At 45.9% G+C, this 24,311-nt stretch carries 17 protein-coding genes; 7 read left to right on the top strand and 10 right to left on the bottom strand.

All coding sequences use genetic code 11. The features are described from left to right. Nucleotides 1–12: 12 nt before the first annotated feature. The 3 genes from CPIN_RS18460 (at nucleotide 13) to CPIN_RS18450 (ending at nucleotide 3,914) form a co-directional block, all read left to right on the top strand. Entirely contained in the window at nucleotides 13–1,251 is a 1,239-nt protein-coding gene (locus CPIN_RS18460; RefSeq protein WP_044221889.1) for a spore maturation protein, read from the top strand. Nucleotides 1,252–1,325: 74 nt separating this feature from the next. After that, nucleotides 1,326–2,576, top strand: coding sequence for a YeiH family protein (locus CPIN_RS18455; RefSeq protein WP_012791355.1), 1,251 nt, complete (start codon nucleotides 1,326–1,328; stop codon nucleotides 2,574–2,576). 75 nt (nucleotides 2,577–2,651) lie between these two features. After that, nucleotides 2,652–3,914 (top strand): glycosyltransferase family 39 protein, encoded by a 1,263-nt coding sequence (locus CPIN_RS18450; RefSeq protein ID WP_044219106.1) that lies wholly within the window; start codon nucleotides 2,652–2,654, stop codon nucleotides 3,912–3,914. A gap of 3 nt (nucleotides 3,915–3,917) precedes the next feature. Here CPIN_RS18450 and CPIN_RS18445 read toward each other — a convergent pair whose 3' ends face one another. Together CPIN_RS18445 and CPIN_RS18440 are read right to left on the bottom strand one after the other, a co-directional pair. Then, nucleotides 3,918–4,211 (bottom strand): thiamine-binding protein, encoded by a 294-nt coding sequence (locus CPIN_RS18445; protein ID WP_012791353.1) that lies wholly within the window; start codon nucleotides 4,209–4,211, stop codon nucleotides 3,918–3,920. A 14-nt stretch (nucleotides 4,212–4,225) separates the two neighbouring features. After that, nucleotides 4,226–5,761, bottom strand: a complete 1,536-nt coding sequence (locus CPIN_RS18440) for a bifunctional GNAT family N-acetyltransferase/carbon-nitrogen hydrolase family protein (RefSeq protein WP_012791352.1) — start codon at nucleotides 5,759–5,761, stop codon at nucleotides 4,226–4,228. 221 nt (nucleotides 5,762–5,982) lie between these two features. Here CPIN_RS18440 and CPIN_RS18435 point away from each other — a divergent pair, with 221 nt between their 5' ends. After that, nucleotides 5,983–7,098, top strand: a complete 1,116-nt coding sequence (locus tag CPIN_RS18435) for a glycosyltransferase (RefSeq protein WP_245552009.1) — start codon at nucleotides 5,983–5,985, stop codon at nucleotides 7,096–7,098. Between the two features lie 4 nt (nucleotides 7,099–7,102). After that, nucleotides 7,103–7,732: an acyltransferase gene (locus CPIN_RS18430; protein ID WP_012791350.1), complete on the top strand. Its 630-nt coding sequence runs from the start codon at nucleotides 7,103–7,105 to the stop codon at nucleotides 7,730–7,732. Nucleotides 7,733–7,870: 138 nt separating this feature from the next. Here CPIN_RS18430 and CPIN_RS18425 read toward each other — a convergent pair whose 3' ends face one another. After that, nucleotides 7,871–13,186 (bottom strand): PKD domain-containing protein, encoded by a 5,316-nt coding sequence (locus CPIN_RS18425; protein ID WP_012791349.1) that lies wholly within the window; start codon nucleotides 13,184–13,186, stop codon nucleotides 7,871–7,873. A gap of 509 nt (nucleotides 13,187–13,695) precedes the next feature. On the opposite strand from CPIN_RS18425, the gene CPIN_RS18420 reads away from it, so the two are divergent. Further along, nucleotides 13,696–15,033, top strand: coding sequence for a lipopolysaccharide biosynthesis protein (locus CPIN_RS18420; protein WP_012791348.1), 1,338 nt, complete (start codon nucleotides 13,696–13,698; stop codon nucleotides 15,031–15,033). Nucleotides 15,034–15,126: 93 nt separating this feature from the next. Here the strand turns inward: CPIN_RS18420 and CPIN_RS18415 are convergent, their stop codons facing one another. From CPIN_RS18415 to CPIN_RS18385, 7 genes are read right to left on the bottom strand one after another with little or no spacing between them, the layout of a single operon-like run. Beyond that, a complete protein-coding gene (locus tag CPIN_RS18415) occupies nucleotides 15,127–15,861 on the bottom strand; it encodes a class I SAM-dependent methyltransferase (RefSeq protein ID WP_012791347.1) in 735 nt (244 codons plus the stop codon). 18 nt (nucleotides 15,862–15,879) lie between these two features. Continuing rightward, complete coding sequence (locus CPIN_RS18410; RefSeq protein ID WP_012791346.1) at nucleotides 15,880–17,010, bottom strand: glycosyltransferase family 4 protein; 1,131 nt, start codon at nucleotides 17,008–17,010, stop codon at nucleotides 15,880–15,882. 4 nt (nucleotides 17,011–17,014) lie between these two features. Then, nucleotides 17,015–18,916: an asparagine synthase (glutamine-hydrolyzing) gene (gene asnB, locus CPIN_RS18405; RefSeq protein ID WP_012791345.1), complete on the bottom strand. Its 1,902-nt coding sequence runs from the start codon at nucleotides 18,914–18,916 to the stop codon at nucleotides 17,015–17,017. Continuing rightward, nucleotides 18,904–19,827: a glycosyltransferase family 2 protein gene (locus tag CPIN_RS18400; RefSeq protein ID WP_012791344.1), complete on the bottom strand. Its 924-nt coding sequence runs from the start codon at nucleotides 19,825–19,827 to the stop codon at nucleotides 18,904–18,906. Before CPIN_RS18400 ends, asnB begins: the two co-directional genes overlap by 13 nt. After that, complete coding sequence (locus CPIN_RS18395) at nucleotides 19,811–21,022, bottom strand: glycosyltransferase family 2 protein (protein ID WP_012791343.1); 1,212 nt, start codon at nucleotides 21,020–21,022, stop codon at nucleotides 19,811–19,813. The genes CPIN_RS18400 and CPIN_RS18395 overlap by 17 nt, the downstream gene beginning before the upstream one ends. Continuing rightward, nucleotides 21,022–22,179: a sugar transferase gene (locus tag CPIN_RS18390; RefSeq protein WP_012791342.1), complete on the bottom strand. Its 1,158-nt coding sequence runs from the start codon at nucleotides 22,177–22,179 to the stop codon at nucleotides 21,022–21,024. The genes CPIN_RS18395 and CPIN_RS18390 overlap by 1 nt, the downstream gene beginning before the upstream one ends. Before the next feature lie 52 nt (nucleotides 22,180–22,231). Next, on the bottom strand, nucleotides 22,232–22,663 hold the full coding sequence (locus CPIN_RS18385; protein WP_012791341.1) for a response regulator: 432 nt from the start codon (nucleotides 22,661–22,663) through the stop codon (nucleotides 22,232–22,234). Nucleotides 22,664–23,103: 440 nt separating this feature from the next. Here CPIN_RS18385 and CPIN_RS18380 point away from each other — a divergent pair, with 440 nt between their 5' ends. Further along, the gene (locus CPIN_RS18380) at nucleotides 23,104–24,294 is read left to right on the top strand and encodes a glycosyltransferase family 2 protein (protein ID WP_012791340.1); all 1,191 of its coding nucleotides are present in this window, start codon (nucleotides 23,104–23,106) and stop codon (nucleotides 24,292–24,294) included. The last annotated feature ends 17 nt before the right edge of the window (nucleotides 24,295–24,311 follow it).

The following is a 24,311-nucleotide window of genomic DNA, read 5'->3' as shown; positions in this document are numbered from 1 at the left end:
CATTTCACATATATGGCATTAAACTATGTTTGGCTTGGCTTCTTCCTGATTTCTTTTGTTGTGGCTGTTTGCCGCCTCATATTCCTCCAGGACACAGCCGTATTCTCCACCGTGATGAATGGCATGTTTGAAAGTGCCAAAACAGGGGCGGAAATCTCCCTGGGGCTGGCAGGTATTATGACCTTCTGGCTTGGAATCATGAAAGTAGGAGAACAAGGTGGAATGATCGCTATCCTGGCCCGCTGGGTAGACCCTTTCTTTTCGAAACTATTCCCGGGTATACCGAAAAAGCACCCGGCAATGGGATCCGTGCTTATGAATTTCAGTGCCAATGCACTGGGCTTGGACAATGCAGCCACCCCCGTAGGCTTAAAAGCCATGAAACAATTACAGGAACTGAACCCTGAACCGGAAGTGGCCACCAATGCCCAGATCATGTTCCTCGTACTGAATACGGCCGGTATCACCCTGATCCCGACCTCCGTGATCGCTTTACGTATTGCCGCCGGTAGTTCGAATGCCGCAGATATCTTCATCCCGACCCTGATCGGTACCCTGATCTCTTTTATCTCGGGTATGCTGGCAGTAGCCCTGTACCAGCGGATTAATCTGCTGAAAGCGCCCATCCTGCTCACCTTTGCTGTATTTGGTGTCTTGCTGGCGGGCCTGTATTATGCCGTACAGGTATTACCTCCTGATAAAATTGCTGCTTATACAGCATTCGTAGGCGGATTTGTGATATTCGCCGTTGTGGTAGCCTTCCTCGGACTGGCAGCCGTGAAAAAGATTAATGTTTATGACGTATTTATAGAAGGCGCGAAAGAAGGGTTCCAGGTATCCATTACTATCATCCCTTACCTGGTGACTATGCTGGTAGCCATCAGCGCCTTCAGAAACACCGGTTGTATGGATTATGTACTGGACGGACTGAAGGCATTATTTGCCGGTCTTGGAGTCAATACGGCCTTTGTAGACGCATTGCCGGTAGGGCTGATGAAACCACTGAGCGGCGGCGCAGCCCGTGCACTCATGGTAGATATTCTGAAAACCCATGGTCCGGATTCATTCGTAGGCAGACTGGCCAGTATTATCCAGGGTTCTACAGAAACGACTTTCTATGTACTGGCGGTTTACTTTGGCTCTGTAAATATCAAGAAGACGAAATATGCGCTGACCTGCGGACTTATTGCCGACGTGGTAGGTATTGTGGCAGCTATTATTCTCGCTTATATATTCTTTCCCGTTGCTTAAATTCTTTTTATTATCTTGGCCGGCACCACCAACAAATCTGCTTCCACCGAGGGGAAAAACTTAACTTTTTTGTCATGCCTAAGAAAACGCTGCACGAAGATTGGATTGCTGTAATTATTGCATTTCTGACTATTGGCCTGGTGCTATTCGGCCTCAAACCCGTCCTTCCGAAAATTGCGGTATGGAACGACGCTTCATTTATTACCGCACAGTTTGCGGGTGTTGAAATCTGGAAACAAACCGGTATTTTATTCCTGTGGGTATTGGGCAGTTTACTGCTGGCCAAATCTTTCACCGGCAAGGTAGAGGTAACAAAACTCTTCCTATCTCTCCTGTTCATCATCTTTGTGACATTGCTGGCACAGTTTATCGCCAGTTATAAAACACTGAAGGATTTCGGGATAGAAGTGGTATTATTCAGCCTTATCCTCGGATTGCTGATCAGCAACCTGGTGGGAGTACCTGCGATACTGAAACCCGCTATTCAGACAGAATTATATATAAAAATCGGACTGGTGTTGCTGGGCGCCAATGTCTTGTTTGACGATATTATTAAAGCCGGCGGACTAGGTATCCTGCAGTCCGTAGCAGTTGTATTTACCGTCTGGTACTTCAGTTTCTGGGTCTGCCGGAAGCTTAAACTGGATGATGAATTCAGAATGATGATATCCAGCGCAGTATCTATCTGCGGAGTATCAGCGGCCATCGCCACCGCAGGTGCGATTGAAGGAGACAATAAGAAACTCTCACACGTCATTTCCCTGGTACTGATCGTAGCTATCCCGATGATGCTGTTCATGCCGTATATCGCCACCTGGGCACATATGCCGCCGGCAGTAGCAGGCGCCTGGCTCGGAGGCACGATCGATACTTCCGGCGCAGTAGTGGCCGCGGGTACGATGCTGGGAGAAGAAGCCCTGAAATATGCGACGCTGGTGAAGTTCTCACAGAACGTATTACTCGGACTCGCCGCTTTCTTTATTTCCCTTTACTGGTCGTACAGCCGTAAAGAAGCTGGTTATGAAAAGCCTACCCTGCGTACCATCTGGGAGCGTTTCCCGAAGTTTGTACTCGGATTTATAGGCGCATCCCTCCTGTTTTCCTTCCTTCTCCCGGCGGAATCTGTAGCTGCTGCGAAAGGTCCTTTAAAAGAATTGCAAACATATTGGTTCGCAATAGCGTTTACCTGTATAGGACTGGAGACTAAATTCACCGATATCTTTAAGATGGAGAATGGTCGTCCCGCAATGGCCTTTATCATTGCCCAGGCCTTTAACATCATATTTACACTGGTGATAGCCTACCTGGTATTCGGAAGATCATAAGACAAAGACCGTTCGCAGATACCGGCAGATATAACGCCAGTCACTGTGAACGGTCTTTTTCTTTATCTGTTTACCATGCGACACCCCAGATCACAGGAACGTATATTGATCATCAGCGGCATAGCCGGATATATACTATTGTTTGTCATCACGCTGTTGCATCAACAGCCGCCACTCTTTGATGAACCCTTATTCATTCCCAACGTCTATCTCCTTGAGCAATATGGCTTGAGCAAAACCTTCCTCCTGCATATCGATAACCAGGCTCCTGGTCCCTTATACCAGTTTGTACATTATGCTTTAAAACCAATCACCCACTTGCAGCCACCGGGCATACGGCTGGTGAATACCTTCATGCTATTGCTGATCATGCTACTGCTGGCAGCCATTATCCGTAAAATGCAGCGCAGATTGAAACGCAATACCTGGCTGCCGGCCTTACATATCATGACCATCCCGATGGTATGGCAGGTAGCGGGCATGGCCCTGACGGAAATACCGCCTATGTTATTTGCTACACTCTCCATCTGGTTGCTGCAACTTGCGCTGGAACGTACCACTAAACGCTGGTGGCGGGGATGGTCATTAAGTATACTGGCAGGATTAAGTCTGGGACTGGCCATACTGGGCCGTTCACCTTTTGTGGTCATTGTACCTGCTGCCTTATTGCTTTTATTGCAAACGGCCGGAGAATCGCGGAAATGGGTAATCGTGTGTATTTATATGGGAGTGGCACTCGCCTGTTGTATGCCGGTATTTATTATCTGGGGAGGATTGATGCCGCCGAAACAGGCGATCATCAGTGCAGGCGGATTAATGCCCTGGCACGGAATACTGGCATTTGCCTATGGGGCGCTGATCGCGTTGATCATTGCACCAGCCTGGTTTCTCTATAACCGGTACACCTTACTGGTATTGATACTACTCTATGTCTTGTTACTACCGGCTAATTATTACTGGCTGCATTATGAATATGCCCCTTTAAATGAAGCCCTGAAGAAGATCTTCCCGGCAGCCCTTATGCGGATCTATCCCTATCTGATATCGCCATTACTGGCCACCATTGCACTCTATTTTCTATACTGCGCTTTCTGGCGGGGAATGGAGCGCCGCACGGAACCATTTTTTCTGTTCATCCTGTTTGCCACACTGCTTATGTTGGCTACCAGCTTTAAAGTAACACATCTTTTCAGTTCGCGTTATGTGGCACAGGCAGCGCCATTATTTATGATCCTGCTCGCTCCCTATATCCGTATCAGTTATGGGCAGTGCATACGTTTTGCTGCCGGAATGATCATTGGATTGTTGTCACTGGAAACTTATTTCCAGTTCAGATAAAAATCAGTCGTATTTACCTGTTTTATCTTCTATGCTGACATCAGCATCTTTTTTGATCTGCATTTTCACATATACCAGCAGCTGAGAAGCGCCTGCTTTAAAGCAGACTTCCTGCGCTTTTCTGACCACTTCCATACATTCATCGTAAGTGCCTTCTATGACTGTTTCAAAAGGACAAACCCTGTATTTCAGACCGGATGCCTGTATCACTGCTATTGCTTCATCCACTACCGCGTATACCTGGTCGCTAGGAACAGAAGGAAGGATCTGCAAGGCTAAATTGATCTTGTGTGCCATAATTTTTATACTGTTTAACGTTTCTTCCACTTAACTTCATAAAGATCCCTTCTCATGTCCTTCTTCGTCTGTACGCTGCCAAAAGCACTCAATTCTTTCAACAGTACCAGGTCAACATCGGCGATGACCACCATTTCTGTATTGGCAGTAGCATCTGCTTTAACGCCGGTTACCGGAAAGGCAAAGTCAGAAGGCGTCAGCACGGCACTCTGTGCATACTGCAGGTCCATGTTATTGACCTTGGGTAAATTGCCCACACAACCGGCCATTGCTACATAGCACTCATTTTCAATCGCCCTGGCCTGTGCGCAGAAGCGCACCCGATTGAAGGCATGTTGGGTATCTGTCAGGAAAGGTACAAACAATATTTGCATTCCCTGCTCTGCCAGTATACGTGAAGGCTCGGGAAATTCCACATCATAACAGATCTGAATACCGATTTTGCCACAATCTGTATCAAAGATCTTCAGCTGATCTCCGCCTTTAATCCCCCAGGCATATACTTCACTTGGCGTCGGATGCATTTTGATATAGTAGTCGTGTGTACCGTCCCGGCGGCAGAGATAACAGATATTATACAGCGAATCTCCGATGATGATCGGCATACTGCCGGAAATGATATTCACGTTGTAGGACACTGCGTGTTTGATAAACTGGTCCCGTAGTTGCTCCGTATACTGGGCTACTCCCCTGATTGCAGCTGCACCATCCATCTGATTGAATTCCGCCATTAAAGGGGCATTGAACAGTTCGGGGAATACGACGAAATCAGATCCGTAATCGCTGACGGCGTCGATAAAATATTCCACCTGCTGCAGGAAGCCATCCAGTCCGCCATAATCCCGCATCTGCCATTGCACGAGTCCGATACGCACGGTAGATTTGTTGTATCTGATCGTATCCTGATCCTTCTCGTAATAGATATTATACCATTGCAGCAGCGTGGCAAAGCCCATGGAAGACTCGTCATGCGGCAGGTAGTTCTTAAGGATCTTTTTTACCTGGAAATCGTTGGAGAACTGAAAGGTGAGTGTAGGATCATAGATCTCTTTGTCACGTACCTTTTCGATATAGTCCCTGGGCGACATTTCTTCTGCATACCTGAGGTAGTTAGGAATACGTCCACCTGCCACGATACCACGCAGATTAAGGCGTTCACAGAGGGTCTTGCGGGCATCATATAAGCGGCGGGCCAGTCTCCTGCCACGATAATCAGGATGCACAAACACTTCTATGCCATATAGTACGTCACCTTTACGATCGTGTGTACTGAACGTGTAATATCCAGTGATCTGTTCGTAGGTATGTTCGTCGCCAAATTTTCCATAATCAACGATAATAGAAAGCGCACAGCCAACCACTTTATCATTCACGGTAACGGCAATCTGTCCTTCCGGGAACAGCTCTACCAGTCTGCGGATAGTAGGCTCCCGCCAGTAGCTGCCTTCCATATCTGCATAAGCCGATACCATGGATTCTTTCAGGTCGAGATAGTCTTCGGGAGTCAGTTGCCTGATGTCAATTGTTTCGGGAATGTGTTTTGAAGTCATAACATTAAAGTTCTCTTTATCTTTTACTGCTGCTTTTCTATAATGTAAAAAAAGTAGCTATATTTGACTTGTTTTTAGCCATTCTCCCATGTAGACCTCGATAAGCAATTATATCACCATAATTCTTAACTGCAGTGTCACTTATCAGGAATCGGGATATAGTTATCATTGGATTACAACAGTGGTATACCCCAATAGGAAGTAATTGTAAGAATATAGCTTTGCAATTTGCGCGCCATAACCGCGTGTTATATGTAAACACTCCACTCGACAGAAATACCATCCTGCAACAGAAGGATGATCCCAACGTCGCTTATCACCTTAAGACTATACAGAAAAAAGAGCCTTCGATCGTACCTGTACGGGAAAATCTATGGAGCTATTATCCTTCTGCAGTCCTTGAATCGATCAACTGGTTACCGGCGCCTGCCTCGCCTGTCTTCTCCTGGTTAAACAAACGGAACAACAGGAAGTTTGCAGCGAGCATTAAAGAAGCGATGGATGAACTGGGGTTCAAAGATGTTATCCTCTTCAATGATAACGATATTTTCCGTGGTTTTTACATGAAAGAGCTGCTGAAACCTGCTACTTACATCTACTACAGCAGGGACTACCTGCTGGGCGTGGATTACTGGAAGAAGCACGGCGAAAAGATCGAACCTTTGCATATTGCCAAGGCGGATGTAGCGGTAGCGAACTCTAATTACCTCGCAGATATTCTTAAAAAATATAATCCGAACAGTTATTACGTCGGACAGGGCTGCGACCTAAGTCTGTTTGACGTCACGCAGGGATATGCCATTCCCGAAGATGTGAAGGGCATTAAAGGCCCTGTTATTGGCTATGTAGGCGCCCTGAATGCCCACAGGTTAGACCCGGGTATTATTGAACATATTGCACGGGAAAAGAAGGACTGGTCGATTGTACTGGTAGGTCCGGAAGACGAGACTTTCCAGAAATCTGTGTTGCACGAGCTCCCCAACGTACACTTCCTTGGCAGAAAAGAACTGAAAGAACTACCGGCCTATATTAAGGCATTTGATATATGTATCAATCCACAGCAGGTGAATGTACTGACTGTCGGCAATTATCCGTTAAAAATAGACGAATACCTGGCTTTAGGAAAGCCGGTTGTGGCCACAGCCACCAGAACGATGGAATTCTTCGATTCTCACACTTATCTTGCCCGGAATGCAAATGAGTATGTTACGCTGATCAGTAAGGCCCTGGCAGAAGACAATATGACGCTGCAGGAACAACGGATCGCCTTTGCCAGATCCCATAGCTGGGAAAACTCCGTAACTGCTATTTATGAGGCAATATTAAATACCGCTTGACCAGATGAGCACACTTACAAGTCTGAAAACAAGGATTAAAAGCAATCCTAACCTCAAACAGTTTGCGCACCGTATGATTATGCCTAAAAACCAGGCAAAACCCCGGTTGTGGATCCGCTGGATAGTGAACCCTTTTATACATAAAAGAGGGAAAGGCGCTATTGTACGCCGTTATACCCGGTTGGACGTCTTTCCTTTTAATCCGTTCTCCCTGGGAGCCGGATCCATTATTGAAGACTTTGCCACTGTCAATAACGGGATGGGCGCTGTGACCATTGGTGATCGTGTGCAGGTAGGTATGGGTAATGTGATCATCGGACCGGTAACCATCGCCGACAATGTCATTATCGCGCAGAATGTGGTCATGTCGGGACTGAACCATGGCTACCAGGATATCAGTATGCCTATCGGATTACAACCCTGCTCTACCAGTGAGATCTATATAGGTGAAGATAGCTGGATCGGCGCCAATGCCGTTATTACGGCTGGTGTCAGGATAGGTGAACATGCCGTGGTAGCTGCCGGAAGCGTAGTCACCAAAGACGTACCTGCTTACAGCGTAGTGGGCGGTAATCCGGCCAAAGTACTTAAACAATACAATCCCGAAACGAAATTATGGGAAAGGGTACGCTAAGCGGAAGCAGCGTATAAACTCCCGGGTAGCTGTTTCTCCGTCAGCTCCCAAAAAACAAAGAGGCTGGACTTATTAAAAGTCCAGCCTCTGTTTTTTAGCGCTTATTGCGCACTATAATTGGCTGAGGTGAGGACCCGTTTATTCGCTCTTTACAAACTTGGTGCTCCACTTGTAATTGTTGTTTTTGTATATCACCTGCAGTATGTAAGTACCGATCGGCAGCGTAGACACATCAAGGGTTTGCTGTATGTTCTCTCCGGCTGGCAGGTTGTAGCTCTTCATCGCTTTACCGGCTATGTTGAAGATCGTAATCGTACCCTGACTGGAGTTCTTCATACGCTGTTTGAAGGTAAGCGCGGTAACAACCGGATTCGGATATGTCGTGATTTCAGGAACAAAAGCATCTCCACCTGGTTCGAGTACAGTCACTTCGAAGGTAGCACGGCTGCTCTGTTTCTTATCATCTGTCACCGTCAGTTCGAATACATAGCTACCCGGGAAGTTCATACCGGAGATATCCGTTGCTTTAGCAGATGGTGCTGCGATTGTTGCCTGCAGCGGACCATACACCTGTTTCCATGCGTAGCTGCTGATATTAGTGCCATTCGCATAAGACCTGCTGCCATCCGCCTTCATACTTGCATTTGGCAATCTGAGGGTCAGGTCACCTTGCGTCAGCACAACAGGTGGCTTACCATCGCTGTTTTCAGCTGCCAGCACCGTGATGGTGAGTCTGTCACTGGCTTTGGCATTCTTATTATCGGTTACCTGCAGTTCGATCACATATGTACCTGGCGTCAGACCAGATACTACGTTGATAATACCTGTTGCATTCGAGAAGTGTACATCTTTACCGGAGATCTTCAGCCACTGGTAGTTGGTTACAATACCATCAGGATCAGAAGAGGCTGCACCATTCAGGATCACACTATTTACCGGCAGTCTTACCGTGATATCGTTTCCTGCTCTTGCTACCGGCGGAGCATTTACCGCAGGTGGCGCTGCCTTTACTACCAGTTTCATGGTATCGATATCTGTTGCGCCGGAGTTGTCTGTTACCTGCAGGGCCAACAGATAAGTACCTTCAATCAGTAACTGTGCATTAGTGATAGCTGCATCTTTCACTTTGATGGTACCACCATTCGGACCACTTATTTTATACCATTCGTATTTCGCAATCTTACCATCAGGATCCATTGACAGGGAGCCATCCAGCAGTGCGGAGTTTTCAGGCAGTGTGATGGTTACATCCGGACCTGCATTTGCTATAGGTTTCTTATTGGCTGCCGGAGCCGCTTTCACAGTGATGGTCACATTTGCAGTAGCAGATGCACCGTCATTATCAGTTACTGTCAGCGCATATACATAAGTACCTGCTGTAAGACCTGTGATTGTAGTTTTCACAGCAGCAGGTGTTGTAATAGCACCGCCGTTCGGACCGCTTACTTTCTTCCAGGCATATTTGGCAATCGAGCCATCTGCATCGCTGGAAGCCTTACCATCCAGGGTGACAGTGCTGGTTGGCAATGTGATAGTTACTGCACTGCCTGCATTCGCAACAGGCGCTTTATTTGGCGCAGGGTTGACTGTCACGGTTACGTTTGACGTAGCAACAGCACCGCTGTTATCAGTTACAGTCAATGAGAAGACATAAGTGCCCGCTGTCAATCCGGTAATCGCTGTTTTCACAGTAGCCGGCGTCGCAATCGTACCTGTCGCAGGGCCGCTTACTTTCTTCCATTCGTATTTAGCAATGGAGCCATCTGCATCACTGGAAGCTTTACCATCCAGGGTCACCGTATTGGTTGGCAGGGTGATCGTCTGTGCGCTACCTGCATTGGCTACAGGCGCTTTATTTGGCGCAGGATTTACTTTCACCGTCACATTCGCTGTGCTGGTTGCCTGCCTGTTGTCAGTTACTGTCAGTGAGAATACATAAGTACCAGCTGTCAGTCCGGTAATAGCTGTCTTCACAGTAGCAGGCGTCGCAATTGTACCACTTGCAGGACCACTTACTTTCTTCCATTCATATTTGCTGATAGATCCATCTGCATCACTGGAAGCTTTACCGTCCAGGGTGACCACATTGGTCGGCAGGGTGATCGTCTGTGCGCTGCCTGCATTTGCTACAGGCGCTTTATTAGCAGCTGGATTTACAGTAATGGTGATATTCGCAGCAGCAACAGCACCATCGTCATCTGCCACACTCAGCGAGAATACATAAGTACCTGCGATCATACCGGAGATGGTCGTCTTCGCAGCTGACGCATTACTGAACGTCACATCATTCGGACCGCTCATGCGCTGCCACAGGTATTTGGTGATCTTACCATCAGGGTCGTAAGAAGCCTGACCATCTACTGTTACACTGTTGGTTGGCAGGGTAATAGTCTGCGCATTGCCCGGAACCGCTACAGGTAATTTATTAGTGGCAGGATTTACAGTTACTGTTACTGTCGCAGTATTGGAAGTCTGTTTGTCATCCGTTACGGTCAGCGAGAATACATAGGTACCTGCGGTCAGACCAGTAATAGTCGTCTTAACAGCTGCCGGTGTAGTGATCGTTCCGGTCGCAGGACCGCTTACTTTCTTCCATTCATATTTACTGATCTTACCATCAGTATCACTGGAAGCACTGCCATCCAGCGTTGCATTGTTTGTTGGCAAGGTAATGTTCACTGCCTTACCGGCATTCGCAACCGGCGCTTTGTTAGCGGCAGGATTCACCGTTACACTTACAGTTGATGTATTGGCAGACTGTTTATCATCTGTTACTGTCAGCGAGAAGACATATGCACCTGCTGTCAGACCCGTAATAGTGGTCTTCACAGCCGCCGGCGTAGTGATTGTACCAGCAGCAGGGCCGCTTACTTTCTTCCATTCATATTTATTGATCTTACCATCGCCATCAGCAGAACCAGCACCATCCAGTGTCACTGTATTGGTTGGCAGTGTGATGATAACCGCGCTGCCCGGATTAGATACCGGAGGCTTGTTCGCTGCAGCTGCATTAACTTTCACTGTTACGCTGTCAATATCAGTTGCCGACTTATCATCAGTCACCGTCAGGGTGAAGATGTAAGTACCCGCTGTCAGACCGGTCACACTGGTGCTTGCAGTCGCATTGTTGGTGATAGTACCACCAGCAGGACCGCTTTGTTTTGTCCAGAGATATTTGCTGATTTTACCGTCGGTATCGGTAGAACCGGTACCATCCAGCGTGACAGTATTGGTAGGTAATGTAATCGTAAGGTCTTTGCCTGCGTTGGCTGTAGGTTTAACATTACCGGTAGAAGGAGCTTTTGGTAACTGATATTCATAGGCGCCCACATCATACCCGCTATTCACCGGACGTTTCAGATCGTCCATATCAGTGATCAGTCCGAGGTCTGCCACACTCTTACCCGCATCTACAGCTGTAGATGCGGTAGTCAGGTGAAAATCAGCGCCATTGACATTGGTCACCACTTTACCTGCATTGGCAGTAGTAGAGAACATATTGTTACCGTAGTCAAACTTGATATTCTGTGCACCTCTGATATAAAGACCATCCGTTGGATAACTACCACCTGCAGCCTTTTCGATCACAAGGTTGTTGTATACTTTGTGACCGATGGTGGTCAGGTAAGCGTATATTTTAATACCGGTATTGCCGGTGTTGTAGATCGTGTTATTGTAGATATAACCGGTTACAGGCTCCAGTATCAGTTTATCTGATACGTTGATACCTTCCCCGTTTTCAACGTTGGAGATAACGTTATTGTATACATAGGAGATACCGGAACCAAACAATGCGATACCCGGCAGATAACCGTTGTCAACCACGTTGTTGTACAGTTTCACACGGGAACCGCCACCCATCAGCATACCATAGCTCTGTGCGTCCAGTTTGGTGGTACCATAGTTGCGTACGATATTGTGGTGGATCTTATTTTCACCCAGGTCACACATAGAGATCTGGATGCCATCCTGGCCCATGTACTGCAGATCGTTGTCATACACTTCCAGGTCCTGAATATGGTGAGATTTGATACCCTGACAAAGCAGGTAATCCATCACATAATGCGTGTTACCGATATAGAAACCTTCGTAATCGGAATAACGGCCTTTGATATGGTGGATCTTTACATTCTTCATGACATATTTGCCTTCCCAGAACTGTGGATTAGTACATTCCTGTGTGGTTTTCGCGACCATGAAGGAGCCTACGTCATGCACGTAGAAGTTATGTATATCGATGTCAGAACTACCCGAACCAAGATAAATACCCTGCATTTTTATACCGAGCAGGTTGCGGCCATTGATATCAAAACCATACTCTACCCCAGGCGTACCGGAACCCGTAATGTGCAGGAACTTGCCGCCCATGATATTGAAAGACACATCCGTTTTCAGCGTTCTGATACCTGTTCTTACCACACCGCCGCAGTTGGTGATCACAATCGGTTTAGCAGCCGTACCTACCAGACTACCGAGCTGAATAAACTCGTAATCACCCGCAGGAATACAGAGTGTATCACCAGGCGTCAGACCAAATGCGGTCATCGCATCCGGGTAGTACATACCATTACCGATGTTGGGTTTGGCATTGACTCTCTTATTGCCCGGGTTCGGTTTGGAAGGCGTTGATACCTTTCCGCCTTTCTCGTATTGGAGCATCCATTCGTAGACGTTCAGGCCATCTTCTTTATAAGAAGGATCATAGGCCTTGGACCAGGCGTCGTGACCGGAAGCGTTGAAAATGGTGAGTTTAGGCTGAGGCGTAGGACTGGGTTTGTAGGAATCCATCATAGAGGTCCAGTCCTTTGAGTACTGGGAAGGAACAACCGGGTCATTCTCGTTATGCAGGAACCATACCGGCACATCGTTCTTCGCCATTACTTTTGGTGCATTGGTGATCTGCAGCGGATTCATATTACCAGCAACAGCTACAACGGCAGCAGGGATCTGTGCATAGGAATCATTAGCGCTCGCGAAATCTTCCGTAGCGCCGCCACCCATACTCAATCCCGTTACATATATACGTTTACTATCAATTCTGAATTTACCCTTCAGATAATTCACAAGACTCAGCACGTCCATCGGGCTGGGAATGTTCCTAAACTGAGGGGAAGCAACGATAAATGAAAACGATTTACCACCTACTTTGAAAGAGGCGGGAAACAGTCCTTTATCAATAAGTTTAGGTACGCCATTTCTGAGTACCGCGGGCAGGTTGCTTGTACCGTTACCCAGTTCTCCTATCCCATGAATAAAGATCAGTAAAGGAAAAGAATCCTTACTGGCAGCATAGGATGGTGGAACATATTCATAATAACCGCCGGAGTTTGTAACCTTTGTTCCGGCTAAGGATACCGCAGTTTGTTGTGCGGCGACTGTTAGAGTTGTGAACAGCGTAACTGCAAGGCAGGCAGCTAACTTTCTGAACATAGCAATAGTGTACAAATGTTTCATCAGTCAGGTTTTTCAAATTATATGGTGTGCTTGCAGGGGCCTATCCCCCGTACCTAAAAAAATGACAAAGCAATCAGTTGAAAGAGGCTAAGGCACGCTGGATGTAATCGTGTACGTTGTCCCGAAAAAAAGGTAGTCTTCAAAGTCGTAGCTTTCTACACAAGTCAGTTTATAAGGGCGTCTGTCTGATTATTTCTTTACTGGTGAGTTCCAATCATCTGATAATCTTCTACTTCTTTAGTATTTTTCAAGATCCGACGGCAAAGTACAATATTTTTATTTGTCAAATAAAATATTTTTAATATGTAATTAAAGTTAATTATAAAGCATTAAAAAAACTAATATATAATGTCATAAAAAATATTATATTGATGGGACTGTCGGAAATTAAATTTTGCCAAACTTTTGCATTATGGTAATATTGTATCCAAGGAACATACTCCCCAAATAACCTTATCCTGTTAAAAAGACCGCAGAAAATTTCAATTCACTGGTTTTATATCATATACATGGGATTTAAATTATTATCGGTAATTAACAACAGGCATTTTCACTCCTTATTAGGTAACCTCGTCTCTGCTTTTCTTAACGTATTATCCTTTGCGATTCTCGTTCGTTTACTGTCTCTTTCTGCTTTTGGGGAATGGGTTTTATTCATCGGGACATATACTGTGCTGGACCAGATCCGTACCGCTTTATTACAATCCGGCATTATTAAATTCTATACCGGCTCGGATGAGAAGACTGGTAAGGAAGTGGCCGGAAGTGCCTGGTACCTTGTGCTTATACTGACCGGCATTTATCTGCTCCTCAATCTGATCGTAGGTGTCGCGTTATACGGACAATTTGATGAAACATGGCGCTTTTTTATACGCTGGCTGGGTGTCATGATGGTCGTATCAGTACCCTTTAACGTTGCCAGCTGGTTCCTCCAGGCAGAACATCGCTTTGATAAGATATTACAGGTCCGTTTCTGGCAGAACGGCGGCTTCCTGGTATTAATACTCGCCTTCCACTTCTTCAGTACGGTTACGCTGCCGCATGTACTTTTCGCCTATATGGCCGGACTAGCGGCTACCAGCTGTTTTACCCTGATAAAAGGCTGGACGAAAGTCCGCCAGGTAGTACACAGCACTAAAAAACAAGTACTCGTACTCGTGAAATACGGATGGCTGATCGTTGGTAGTATGATCTCATCGGGTTTCCTTAACTATTCTGATAACTTCCTCATCCGTACGATGATCAGTCCTGCTGCCGTAGCCATCTACAGCATCCCGCAGAAGTTCATGGAAGTGATAGAAATTATCCTCCGCAGCTTTGTCGCCACTGCACAGCCTACATTGTCAGGCGCGGCCAACAGAAACGACTGGGCGGGTGTATCAAGGGCATTCTCCCGCTATACCGGTGTGGTAAGTATCGTGATCATTCCTTTTATTATTGGTCTGATCATTTTTACCAAACCGCTGATTATTATCCTGGCAGATAAAGCTTATCTTCCTGCCACGGATGTAGTAAGAATATTCCTGCTTTGCGCCATCCTCTACCCTATTGACCGCTTTATAGGCGTAGCACTGGATATGATCAACCGTCCGCTGACCAACTTCTATAAAAACTTCCTGAAACTGGTGCTTAACGTCATCGGTGATATCGTCTTCATCCTGTTGTTCCATGATGTACGTTGGGTGGCGTTTGGTTCGCTGTTGAATATGATCATCTGCGTGATCGTCGGTTACTATATGCTGAAGAAATATGTACCGTTCACGCTGAACGATATTGTGAAACTCGGATGGGCAGAATGCCAGATCCTGCTGGAAAAGGTGACCGGAAAACTGAAGCTGGTCAAGTAGCAGACCGCCCTGCAAATAAAACAGATCTTATAAAATAAAGAAGCCCCCGGAATAATCCGGGGGCTTCGCTCCTTTAAAACAATCCTGTTTATACTAAACTCTTTTCAGCACTTTTGAGCGGATAATACTTCTGCAGATATCTGTGAATGCACGGGTGGCTTCTGCCAGTTCTTTACCCAGCGAACGCTGTGGGAAATAATGCAGCACCATTTCACGGGTCCATGGCTCTTCAAAGTATTTAAGGATATCCTTATCATCCGGATTCACGATGAAGTCAAAACTACCTTCCCATTCCACGCGCATCGTATGCAGATTCGGATGCGTTCTTTCCATGATTTTGTAACCGATAGACGCCTTCGGCAGATATTCCAGGAACAGGTCGCCAAAGTCGAAACTGGTCGGGAAAGAGATCCTTTCCTTGTCTACCATTACCACCTTATTATCTACTTCCAGCAGCACCCATTTATGCGATTTCTTTGGATAGAGGTGTTCACCCAGCAGAGAAGGGGTTTCCATATACCCTCTCTTTGCTACGCGGAATTGTTCCTTGAGAAATGAATGCGGATTTTCTACGTGTTCCAGTACATGATTACAGATCACATAATCAAACTCTTTGTCCTTGAATGGCAGGTTTTCACCATCAGCATTCATGAACTGCTGGTTCTTCAGCACTTTTATATCTCCACTACGATGTGTATTGTCATCTACATACTTGTCTACCACAACATTCGACCTTGGGTGCGGATTGTGGCCGCCTCCAACCTCAAGTACCCTGTCCGTCTTTTTAATGTCCAGGTCAAAACGGGATTGGGGATTTCTGATTTTCATGCGTAAAGTTTAAGAATATTACAATGGCGCCAGCACCTGCTGGTACACCGTTTCAATTTTATGGGTCATATCCCGTACATCAAAGTTTGCTTTCACACACTTGCCGGCATTCTCCTGCAATTGTGTACGCAGTGTCCTGTCCTGTATCAGTCGTTCCAGGGCAGTAGCCAGGGCAGCTTCATTTTTAGGCGGTACCAGCAGTCCGGTTACCTCATGTTCTACCGCTTCCCGCGTGCCATCTACATCAGAAGCAACAACTGCCTTAGACATGGCCATCGCTTCCAGTACACCGATAGGGAAACCTTCCCAGAGTGACGGCAGGCAGTAGATATCTACCGCTTTCAGCACAGCAGGCACATCCTGACGGAAATTGTCGAAAACGACCCTGTCTGTAATCCCCAATTCCTCTGCCAGATTCACGGCATCGGCTTTCAGGTCGCCCTCTCCTATCATTAACAAGGTAAGATCCGGAAAGTTGGCGCAGACCTTCGCATAGGCACGCAGCATACCGAGTGGGTCTTTCTGCTCTGTAATACGCACAATATAACCAATTACCAGGTGATGTGCAGGGATGCCATAAGCAGCCTTTATATCGGGATAAGTGCCGTTATTGTTGAACTTGTCCAGGTTAACGCCATTTTTCACTACAGTGGACTTAAAACGGCCAAATTCCTTTACGCCGGTCTGATGATTGGAATCAGACACTGTAATATTGAGCCTGGTATGCTGCGTAATGAACTTTTCAGCCATGATACGCGCCTTTCTGTTCCAGGTTGGCAAACTGTCATGAAAAGACCATCCATGAATGGTATAGATCACCGGCAGTCCCAGGGACCGGGCTGCCCAGAGTACATTTGTATTGGCACGGGTACCGTGTACATGCACTATATCCATCCTTTGCTCTTTCAGGAATTGTTTTACTTTTTTCCAGACGCCGATATCAAAAGCGCGTTCAGTATGAATGACATGAGCGGGCACTCCCATCTGGGTAAGGGATGTGATCATCGGACCGTCCGTAAAGGACAGCACTACCGGCTCAAACAGACTTTTATCAAGATAATGTACGAGGTCCAGCACATGACTTTCACCTCCTCCGATCTTACCCTGGCGGATGGTTTGTAAAACCCTGATCTTTTTAGTCGCTTCCATCTCTTTACAATTGTTCCATCCATCTGCTGTACCATAACTGGAATACGAGGATGTTCCAGAGTTTCTGGTGGCTCACCTTTCCGCCGTTAAAGTAGTTCTGCTTCAGTGTTTCGATATGTGAGGGATCAAAGATGCCGGTCTGTTTCAGTTTAGCCGGAGACAGATAGTATTCCATCTGTTCTTTCAGCTCGTCTTTAAACCAATGCGTCAGCGGAGCGATAAACGGACGTTTGGGACGGTCCATTAAAGTTTTAGGGATATACTGGTGTACAATCTCCTTCAGAATATACTTGTTGATCTTATTCTTCACTTTAATATGCGCAGGCACTTTCGCCAGGAACTCCACCAGTCTGTGATCCAGCATCGGCTCGCGGCCTTCAATGCTGACAGACATGGTCGCCCTGTCTACCTTTACCAGGTTATTGTCAACCAGGAATGTCTTGTAGTCTACAGACAGTAAGCGGTTCAGCGGATCATTGATACTATTCAGTTCCCCGTTCATATCAAAGTTCGTCTTGTAAGTGGAATGCGCTCCACCCAGATAACTGGCTGCTTCTGACTCTGTAATATACTGGCTGATATATTTTAATGCCTGCTGTGATTTACCGGATTTCCATATGAGCTTCATCTTCTCATAACGGCTGGCAAAGTTGTATTGTTTATTGAAATAAGGGATGCTGGCAGGATCTACCATATTCATCACCTTACTGACCATTCCCTGTATGGATTTAGGGAAACGTTCTGTATACTGCAGGGACTGATTGAACTTGTTATAGCCTGCAAAGAGTTCGTCGCCACCATCAGCAGAAAGTACCACTTTCACCTGCTGCGCAGCCAGTTTGCTGACCAGCGTGGTAGGTACGGTAGAGTTATCTGCGAATGGTTCATCGTAGATCTCCGGCAGGTGTTCCAGGATGTTCTTTGCGTCAGAAGGACCTACGATCCATTCTGTATGGTCAGTACCCAGATGCTGTGCAATTCTGCGTGCCTCTTTAGATTCATCGAATGCGGCTTCTTTGTAACCGATCGTGAAGGTCTTCAGCCGGCTGCCGGAGGATGCCTGTAAAATAGCCGCCACACTGGAGCTATCATAACCGCCACTCAGGAATACACCGACAGGTACATCAGCTACCATTCTGTAACGGTAAGCGCTTTCCATCAGTTCTTTGGTATGACGGATGATGTCGCCTTCATACATGTCTGTCAGCGGCTGGCGGTAAGCATCCAGTACGCTCCAGTACTCGGAAGTCGTCAGTGCTTTATTGGTAAGGGACAAATGCATGTAATGTCCCGGTTTCAGTTTATGCGTATGTTCGAAAACCGTGTAAGGCGCCGGAATATAGCTGTATTGCAGAAACAGCGATACCGCGTTCACGTCGATCTTCTTTTCAAAAGCAGGGAAACGGCTGAAACTTTTCAGTTCTGAAGCAAACAGCAGCACGTTGTTGTGCCAGTAATAGTAAAGTGGTTTTACACCCGCTCTGTCACGACAGAAAATCACCTGTTGCTCTTCCTTGTCATAGATCACAAAAGCAAACATACCGATACAACGGTCTACGATCTTTTCTTTCCAGCAATCGTATCCTTTGATCAGTACTTCCGTATCACTGGTGGAAGTAAAGTGATAACCGTTCTGTTCCAGTTCATGACGGATCTCTTTGAAATTATACACCTCGCCATTAAAGATCATGGTGTATTGTTTATAGTGCATGGGCTGATGGCCACCACTGGAAAGGTCAAGAATAGACAGTCGGCGCTGGCCCAGTCCGATCACTGCATTGGGGTGTTCATACACTTCATAACCACCGTCATCCGGACCGCGATGCAATAATGCATCTGTCATGTCTTTCAGTACGGGGAGACTGGCTTTTTTGGAGAAATCAATAAACCCTGCTATCCCACACATGGTATTAGATTTAATTGACGATGTTTTACGTTCCACATAATGCCTTTCCAGAAAGCCTTTAAGTGTTCCTTCTCCCGTTTGAGCAGGAATTGTAACGTATTCTTCGGAATGGTAAACAAGGTCAGGTACAGTAAAAAGATGATTCGGTTCGGTAATGCCACATTTCTACGCATGAACAGGATTCTGTTCCTGGTGAGGTAATAGGTCTTTAATGGACTGTTCTTACCGGTGGACATTGATTCTTTATGATAGATAAGTGACTTATACTGGTAGTAGATTTTATAGCCTTTGCGTTTAAACTGCTCGCACCAGTCAAATTCTTCGTAGTAGAGGAAATAGACTTCCGGCATGAGGCCCACTTCTTTCAGTACGGCAGCAGTGGTCATCATACCGCCACCATGTGCGTAGTTGGTTGCAGAGAGCTGATCGTACTGGCCCTGATCGGCTTCTTTACAGCCGATCATGCTGTTACGGCCGGTGAATACATCTACTGACTGATAGCCGGCATATTCGATCGTACCTTTATGAAAGTAGTAGTGAAATTTGGGGCTTACCATACCTGCGTCGGGATGGGACTGAAATACTTCCTGCAGACCTTCTATCAGGCCATCTGTGAATTCGGTGTCGTTATTCACCAGGAAGATATACTCGCCGGTAGCGGCTACGATACCGAGGTTATTACCACCGGCAAATCCTTTATTGGTCGCACTTCTGATCACTTTAACAGCAGGATATGCAGCCTGCAGTGCGGCAGTAGGATCTTCCTTGGATGCATTATCCACGACGATCACTTCCACATTGCGGTAACTGTTGCCGTTGATGGAATGCAACAATTCACAGGTAACGGCGGTGGTATTATAGTTGACCGTTACGATGGAAACCAGCGGTGCTATGTTATTTTCCTGCGACATTGACCAGGGGGTTATCGATACTTGTTTTGGAATGTTTTGTATGAATGAAGGTCTTGTTAGCGCCTTTGAGTTTAAACACCAGCGCCAGCATGATACCCACTACACGTGGCAGATTCAGTATAACGGTGAGCAGGTATTTCGAATAGAACTTACCTGGTAATGGTAACAGCATACTGACAATAAACGCGCCGGCCGTAATTGCCCAGGCATAAAAAGGAACGGTCAGATAGTGTCCCAGTATCAGGTAAATAAACGTCATAAAGAATACACCTGCCAGCAACAGCATACGTGGCAGCAGCATGTTCTGTCCTACGGCCATGTAGAAGTAATCTATACGGCCTTTGAGCAGTGCGCGGAAGCCTCTCAGGAAGTACTGACGCAGGTATACCAGCTGACTGGACAACCAGCGTTTACGCTGATTTTCAAAAGCAGCCGCGTTTTCTACTTTTTCATCAAACATCAGTGCTGACTCAAGGTAGTGGATCTTGTATCCTTTATCTACCAGCAATTGCTGGAGCACTTTATCGAAACCGCCTGTTGCTTCCGTCTCCTTCAGCGCCTGTTTTATCAGCTGGTATTCGAATGCGATACCAGAACCGATGATGGAGGCAGAAAGCCCGAGGGCGTTAGCCCCTTTGCGGTTGATGTGATTAGCGATCATTTCATTGGCCGCGTCCAGGATAGCGAACGGCGTATCCAGATTCTTCGCTACACGTTGTGCCTGGATGGCGTGATGCCCCTCCTGGAAGGCGATATTCACTCTCTTCAGAAAATCTTTGGCAGGGATATTATCCGCATCAGCGATCACGGCCATATCATATTTATCATCGTGCAGCTGTGCAAAGGCAGCGTTCAGCGACTTCGCCTTTGTGCTTTTATTGAATGATACAGGTATTACGGTAATACCTTCAGCGCGTAAGGTAACAATCGTTGCAGGCTGCAGAGAGTCTGCTATAACGATCACCTCGTATTTGTCAGCCGGATAGTCCAGCGCTTCATAACTCTGAGCAACGGAAAGGATGACTTCATCCTCTTTGTAAGCAGGCACCAGGATGGCGATCCTGCTATGTGACAGTGTATCGGCTGCTGTTTTGTCTTTCTTTGGGAACAGGCGTCCTGCTACAGCAAACAGGAAATTATAAAACACGCAAGCCCCCAGATAAATCAGTATAACAAGTTCAATCGTAAAAAGCATTACACGTTATCTTTTTGTATTAAGGCTTTGGGGGTATTGGCCATAATCCACATGTCATACTTAAAGCTGTGCTGGTTGGAATAATTAATATCCAGCGCGATCCTTTCTTCAGCTGACATTTCTTTCTTTCCCCGCTTGCTGATCTGCCACAGTCCGGTGATACCGGCCGGAGCAAGGAATCGTTGTGCCCACTCGTCAGTAGTCAGTGTTGATGCCTCATATAATGGTAAAGGTCGGTTACCTACCAGAGACATATCTCCTTTTAATACATTAAAAAGTTGCGGGAGTTCATCAAGACTTGAGTTTCTCAGAAAGGAGCCGAAACGCGTTACGCGCGGATCATTGGACACTTTGTAAAAAACGGGACCGTCACCGCCTTTGTACTGGTTCATGTGCTGCAGCTGTTGCAATTTCTTGTCAGCGTCAGCTACCATTGTTCTGAATTTATAAAATTTGAACACCTGGTAATTTTTACCTGCGCGTCGTGCAGCATAAAAGATGGGGCCTCTGGATTCAAACTTAATAATCGCAGCAATAACGAATAAGACAGGGCTTATCGCAATAAGCGCGGCGCCCGCAACAATAATATCAAAAGCTCTTTTCAGTACAGCATTGATAGTGCGCTTATGATTCTTTCTTTGCGCAGTACCACCTACAACTGTCAGCGGTGGAAATGCATTCAGTTGTTTGAATTTATTGATAAAGGTTATTTTCGAAGCTAATTTCGGCAAACACTTGTCAGTGATAATTTCATCGATGAAAGAATACTGCTTGGCAGCTGCTTTCATCTCGGGGCTTACATGATCCGTATAAAGGAGGAACGGGATGCTGGCACAACTACTCTCCTGCTGGAAAAATTGTTTCCAGGCATTCAGTCCTTTGTGATTGTCAGTATGAGACCGGTAGATGATCACACCAGGCTTTCTGCGAAAGACGGCCTGTAGCTGTTCGATCGTTACGATGGCGGTATCATAATCCTGTGCAAAAAAACACTTGTAGCCCTGATCCTCCAGTTCGGGAGTCTCAATATGTTGCCCTACGAACAGTACGATATGACTGTCTGCAACAATCTGGCGGGGCAGTGTTTGTTCACGTTCTTCAAACTGTTTTGGGGCCGCATTCTTCAATACGCTCAGTTCAGGTGTAAATGTATTCATGCTAACAAAGGAATTAATGGTTACATACTGATTATAACAATATAATTATATGCTAAGAGAAAGCAGGGACATGCTGCGCTTTCAATACATGATCAATTGTATCCAGTAAGATAACCGGATCAAAAGGCTTTTTGATAATCGTTTTGATATTTCCGGGGCGGATGTTTGCAAAAGATTCTTTAGTGTCGTGTACACCGGAAAGCACCATTAAAGGTATATGCTGGTACAGATTGCTCTCTGTCATGAACTCTATGAGTTCCCATCCGTTGATGTTTGGCATCTGGAGGTCTGTGATAACGAGATCGGGGATGTTGCCATTCTTGAGCCAAGCCATTGCAGCCAGACCGTCGCAAGCTGATACGACGTTGTATGTTCTGTTTAGCATTACCTCAAGTAAATATCGGATGGGTAAACTATCATCTATTATTAAAACTGTTTTTTTCACCTTTAACCAATTTAATATTACTAATCGATCCAATACCATTTCAGGGTATCAGAAATTTATCTTCGTTGGCTTTAAATTGGATAAGGTTTTATGGAACTAAAAACAGTTTCTCAGGGGATATGAAAGAAATGACTCAAATATGGTTTCTCAAAATACTTACACTAAAGTACAAAAGTAATTGATAAAGTGCAAGCGGTAAAATTTTCTTAATTGCTTGTTTATACAACAACGATGTAAAAATATAATACTTTATTCATTTCGCCATATGTTTTTCGTAAACGGTGGCTTTTATTGGGTGAATGCGCTATAAATTATCGTGAACGGATATTCTTGCAGGTCAGGGGATTATTTTTTTTAAATGTAGCATGCACTGCTGAGAAATACTGCACAATTATTCTACTTTTGCTCCGGATACCCATGTGGGATTGTTATGTAAACACGCTACAGGCGCTCCGAGTACCCCTTAACTACATTGATCTATGACTGTGATCTCACTGATTTTCTGGTGCAGTATTTTTCTTGTTTGCTATAGCTATGTAGGCTATGGACTGTTACTATATATAGTAATTAAGATACGTCGTTATTTCGTAAAAATCCAACATATTGGAGACGATGCACCTTATACCCCGGAAGTAACATTTATGGTGGCTGCTTATAATGAAGCCGCATTTATAAAAGAAAAGATCCTGAATACACTTTCATTGAATTATCCGGAAGACAAAATGCAGATCATCTTTGTGACAGACGGGTCTTCCGATGATACCAATAATATAATAAGGAGTTACCCGCGTATTACCCTGCTCTACGAACCAGAGCGTAAAGGGAAGACCATGGCGGTTAACCGCGCCATGAAACACGTAAAGACCCCCTTCGTTGTTTTCTCTGACGCCAACACCTTATTAAATAACGATGTAGCACTTTGCCTGATGCGTCATTTTAAAGATGAAACTACCGGTGCGGTAGCAGGCGAGAAAAAGATACTCGTGGCTGACCAGGCAGAAGCCGAAGGCGCCGGAGAAGGAATGTACTGGAAATACGAATCCCTGCTGAAAAAATGGGATGCAGAATTGTATAGTGTAATGGGGGCTGCCGGCGAACTGTTTGCCGTGCGTACCGCTTTATATGAGGATATTCCGGCGGATACCATCCTGGATGACTTTATGATCTCCTTTGGTATTAATAAGAAAGGATACCGGGTGGCTTACGCCCCTGACGCCTATGCCCAGGAAACGCCTTCTGCCTCGCTGGAAGATGAATATAAACGTAAAGTGCGTATTGCAGCCGGCGGTTTTCAGTCCATGAGCCGTTTAATGGACCTGCTGAATTTCTTCCGTTATCCAAAAATCACCTGGCAATATGTGTCGCACCGGGTATCACGCTGGACGGCCGCTCCCCTATGCCTGTTGTTAGCACTACTTACTAATATCATCCTCTGTGTTACCGGAGCTCCTTTCGTATATTGGTTGTTTCTTGCAGCACAAATTGTTTTTTATGGCATGGCTTTAGTAGGATATGTGCTGGCCAAACGGCAGGTAAAAAGTAAATTATTCTATATCCCTTTTTACTTTGTCTTTATGAATGTAGCTGTGTATCAGGGTTTTGGCCGTTTTCTGAGAAAAAAACAATCTGCCGTATGGGACCGTTCGCAACGGCAGCTGACAGTAGGCTGACGTGTAACTTTTACACT

It is taken from the genome of Chitinophaga pinensis DSM 2588, assembly GCF_000024005.1.
GTDB lineage: Bacteria > Bacteroidota > Bacteroidia > Chitinophagales > Chitinophagaceae > Chitinophaga > Chitinophaga pinensis.
The sequence above is the reverse complement of the archived record's forward strand: the minus strand, read 5'-3'. Positions and strand labels throughout refer to the sequence as shown.

Excerpts from the sequence above, each read along its gene's own strand:
- CPIN_RS18460 (WP_044221889.1), top strand. The coding sequence starts at position 13 with ATGGCATTAAACTATGTTTGGCTTGGCTTCTTCCTGATTTCTTTTGTT.
- CPIN_RS18455 (WP_012791355.1), top strand. The coding sequence starts at position 1,326 with ATGCCTAAGAAAACGCTGCACGAAGATTGGATTGCTGTAATTATTGCA.
- CPIN_RS18450 (WP_044219106.1), top strand. The coding sequence starts at position 2,652 with ATGCGACACCCCAGATCACAGGAACGTATATTGATCATCAGCGGCATA.
- CPIN_RS18445 (WP_012791353.1), bottom strand. The coding sequence starts at position 4,211 with ATGGCACACAAGATCAATTTAGCCTTGCAGATCCTTCCTTCTGTTCCT.
- CPIN_RS18440 (WP_012791352.1), bottom strand. The coding sequence starts at position 5,761 with ATGACTTCAAAACACATTCCCGAAACAATTGACATCAGGCAACTGACT.
- CPIN_RS18430 (WP_012791350.1), top strand. The coding sequence starts at position 7,103 with ATGAGCACACTTACAAGTCTGAAAACAAGGATTAAAAGCAATCCTAAC.
- CPIN_RS18425 (WP_012791349.1), bottom strand. The coding sequence starts at position 13,186 with ATGAAACATTTGTACACTATTGCTATGTTCAGAAAGTTAGCTGCCTGC.
- CPIN_RS18420 (WP_012791348.1), top strand. The coding sequence starts at position 13,696 with ATGGGATTTAAATTATTATCGGTAATTAACAACAGGCATTTTCACTCC.
- CPIN_RS18415 (WP_012791347.1), bottom strand. The coding sequence starts at position 15,861 with ATGAAAATCAGAAATCCCCAATCCCGTTTTGACCTGGACATTAAAAAG.
- CPIN_RS18410 (WP_012791346.1), bottom strand. The coding sequence starts at position 17,010 with ATGGAAGCGACTAAAAAGATCAGGGTTTTACAAACCATCCGCCAGGGT.
- asnB (WP_012791345.1), bottom strand. The coding sequence starts at position 18,916 with ATGTGTGGGATAGCAGGGTTTATTGATTTCTCCAAAAAAGCCAGTCTC.
- CPIN_RS18400 (WP_012791344.1), bottom strand. The coding sequence starts at position 19,827 with ATGTCGCAGGAAAATAACATAGCACCGCTGGTTTCCATCGTAACGGTC.
- CPIN_RS18395 (WP_012791343.1), bottom strand. The coding sequence starts at position 21,022 with ATGCTTTTTACGATTGAACTTGTTATACTGATTTATCTGGGGGCTTGC.
- CPIN_RS18390 (WP_012791342.1), bottom strand. The coding sequence starts at position 22,179 with ATGAATACATTTACACCTGAACTGAGCGTATTGAAGAATGCGGCCCCA.
- CPIN_RS18385 (WP_012791341.1), bottom strand. The coding sequence starts at position 22,663 with ATGGTATTGGATCGATTAGTAATATTAAATTGGTTAAAGGTGAAAAAA.
- CPIN_RS18380 (WP_012791340.1), top strand. The coding sequence starts at position 23,104 with ATGACTGTGATCTCACTGATTTTCTGGTGCAGTATTTTTCTTGTTTGC.